Raw genomic sequence first — 2850 nt, forward strand, 5'->3', positions numbered from 1 at the left:
TCGGAGCACGTGAAACTTTGACTGAATATAGGTGGACCATCATCTAAGGCTAAATACTCCCAACTGACCGATAGTGAACCAGTACCGTGAGGGAAAGGCGAAAAGAACCCCTGTGAGGGGAGTGAAATAGAACCTGAAACCGTGTACGTACAAGCAGTAGGAGCCTACTTGTTAGGTGACTGCGTACCTTTTGTATAATGGGTCAGCGACTTATATTTTGTAGCGAGGTTAACCGATTAGGGTAGCCGTAGGGAAACCGAGTCTTAACTGGGCGAATAGTTGCAAGGTATAGACCCGAAACCCGGTGATCTAGCCATGGGCAGGTTGAAGGTTGAGTAACATCAACTGGAGGACCGAACCCACTAACGTTGAAAAGTTAGGGGATGACCTGTGGCTAGGAGTGAAAGGCTAATCAAACCGGGAGATAGCTGGTTCTCCCCGAAATCTATTTAGGTAGAGCCTCGGACGAATACTTACGGGGGTAGAGCACTGTTAAGGCTAGGGGGTCATCCCGACTTACCAACCCTTTGCAAACTCCGAATACCGTAAAGTAATATCCGGGAGACACACGGCGGGTGCTAACGTCCGTCGTGAAGAGGGAAACAACCCAGACCGCCAGCTAAGGTCCCAAAGTCATAGTTAAGTGGGAAACGATGTGGAAAGGCCCAGACAGCCAGGAGGTTGGCTTAGAAGCAGCCATCCTTTAAAGAAAGCGTAATAGCTCACTGGTCGAGTCGGTCTGCGCGGAAGATGTAACGGGGCTAAACTATGCACCGAAGCTGCGGATTCATCTTAGGATGAGTGGTAGGGGAGCGTTCTGTAAGCGGTTGAAGGTGTACCGGGAGGTATGCTGGACGTATCAGAAGTGCGAATGCTGACATGAGTAACGATAATGCGGGTGAAAAACCCGCACGCCGGAAGACCAAGGGTTCCTATCCCATGTTAATCAGGGTAGGGTAAGTCGACCCCTAAGGCGAGGCCGAAAGGCGTAGTCGATGGGAAACGGATTAATATTTCCGTACTTGGTATAATTGCGATGGGGGGACGGAGAAGGCTAAGCAAGCATGGCGATGGTTGTCCATGTGAAAGTGAGTAGGCTAGTGACTTAGGTAAATCCGGGTTGCTGTTAGGCTGAGACACGAGACGAGCACCCAAGGGTGTGAAGTTGCTGATGCCATACTTCCAGGAAAAGCCTCTAAGCTTCAGATTATACCGAATCGTACCCCAAACCGACACAGGTGGTCAGGTAGAGAATACTAAGGCGCTTGAGAGAACTCGGGTGAAGGAACTAGGCAAAATCGTACCGTAACTTCGGGAGAAGGTACGCTCCTATCTGTGATGAGATTTACTCTCTAAGCGGACGGGAGCCGCAGTGACCAGGTGGCTGGGACTGTTTATTAAAAACACAGCACTGTGCAAAATCGCAAGATGACGTATACGGTGTGACACCTGCCCGGTGCCGGAAGGTTAATTGATGGGGTTAGTTTTCGGACGAAGCTCTTGATCGAAGCCCCGGTAAACGGCGGCCGTAACTATAACGGTCCTAAGGTAGCGAAATTCCTTGTCGGGTAAGTTCCGACCTGCACGAATGGTGTAACCATGGCCACGCTGTCTCCACCCGAGACTCAGTGAAATTGAAATCGCAGTGAAGATGCTGTGTACCCGCGGCTAGACGGAAAGACCCCGTGAACCTTTACTACAGCTTGGCACTGAACATTGAACCTACATGTGTAGGATAGGTGGGAGACTTTGAAGCAGCGACGCTAGTTGTTGTGGAGTCGTCCTTGAAATACCACCCTTGTAGTTTTGATGTTCTAACGTTGGCCCCTGAATCGGGGTTACGGACAGTGCCTGGTGGGTAGTTTGACTGGGGCGGTCTCCTCCCAAAGAGTAACGGAGGAGCACGAAGGTTGGCTAAGTACGGTCGGACATCGTACGGTTAGTGTAATGGTAGAAGCCAGCTTAACTGCGAGACAGACACGTCGAGCAGGTACGAAAGTAGGTCATAGTGATCCGGTGGTTCTGAATGGAAGGGCCATCGCTCAACGGATAAAAGGTACTCCGGGGATAACAGGCTGATACCGCCCAAGAGTTCATATCGACGGCGGTGTTTGGCACCTCGATGTCGGCTCATCACATCCTGGGGCTGAAGTCGGTCCCAAGGGTATGGCTGTTCGCCATTTAAAGTGGTACGCGAGCTGGGTTTAGAACGTCGTGAGACAGTTCGGTCCCTATCTGCCGTGGGCGTTTGAGAATTGAGAGGGGTTGCTCCTAGTACGAGAGGACCGGAGTGAACGAACCGCTGGTGTTCGGGTTGTCATGCCAATGGCATTGCCCGGTAGCTACGTTCGGAACTGATAAGCGCTGAAAGCATCTAAGCGCGAAGCAGGCCTCGAGATGATTTCTCACTAGACTTTTAAAGTCTCTGAAGGGCCGTTGAAGACTACAACGTTGATAGGCAAGATGTGGAAGTGGTGTGAGCCATTAAGCTAACTTGTACTAATTACCCGTGAGGCTTAACCATACAACGCCAAACGCGTTTTGTGACAGAAACAAGCGACAGAAGTTAATAGCTAGAGTAGATAAATACTTAGACTTAAAAAATATTATCAGATATTTTCCAAATTTATGAGGTGACTCTTAGCGCGTAGCGTTAACATTGAGGCACCTTGCGCAAAGGAAAAAGTAGCACTACGTGCTTGTCCTTACTCCTTTGCACCTAATTTGCTTGGTAACCATAGCGTTTTGGACCCACCTGACCCCATGCCGAACTCAGTAGTGAAACGAAACAGCGCCGATGATAGTGTAGCATTTGCTATGTGAAAGTAGGACATTGCCAGGCTCCAAATA

Annotated in this window: 2 rRNA genes (1 of these 2 running past the window's edge); both read left to right on the forward strand. The window is 49.9% G+C overall.

Going from position 1 to position 2850, the window contains the following annotated elements:
• Positions 1-2524 (forward strand): 23S ribosomal RNA (locus AN395_RS12050); it begins 363 nt to the left of the window's first position.
• A gap of 203 nt (positions 2525-2727) precedes the next feature.
• Positions 2728-2842, forward strand: a 5S ribosomal RNA gene (rrf, locus tag AN395_RS12055).
• Positions 2843-2850: the final 8 nt, after the last annotated feature.

It is taken from the genome of Pseudoalteromonas sp. P1-30 (assembly GCF_001400005.1).
Classification (GTDB): Bacteria; Pseudomonadota; Gammaproteobacteria; order Enterobacterales; family Alteromonadaceae; genus Pseudoalteromonas; species Pseudoalteromonas atlantica.